This window comes from Sphingobacterium sp. HJSM2_6 (genome assembly GCF_049316305.1).
Classification (GTDB): Bacteria; Bacteroidota; Bacteroidia; order Sphingobacteriales; family Sphingobacteriaceae; genus Sphingobacterium.
Genome location: NZ_JBMOXB010000060.1, coordinates 1 through 329 on the forward strand (window position 1 = coordinate 1; position 329 = coordinate 329).

Annotated in this window: 1 protein-coding gene; it reads left to right on the forward strand. The window is 32.2% G+C overall.

What is annotated here, in order from left to right:
- Positions 1 to 329: XRE family transcriptional regulator (locus ACFRAE_RS17815; RefSeq protein WP_422798520.1), on the forward strand; the 329-nt coding region annotated here is incomplete at both ends.

Sequence of the window (329 nt, forward strand, 5' to 3'; positions counted from 1 at the left end):
AAACAGGAAGCTCTTGCTTTTGAGCTGGGCGAAGATTGGACACAGAAAAAAGTGTCACAGTTGGAAGCTAAGGAAAAGATTGAAGCGGTTATTCTAGAACAAGTTGCCAAAATATTAAAGGTTCCATCAGAAGCTATTCAAAATTTTGATGTAGACCAGGCAGTGAATATAATTTCCAATACTTTCAATGATCAGTCAAATGGATATAATTACTATCCAAATTTTCATATTAATCCAGTTGATAAAATGATTGAATTATATGAAAGGATGTTACAGCAACAGAAAGAAATGATCGATAAGTTAGAGAGATTATTAAATTCCAAGAGTTA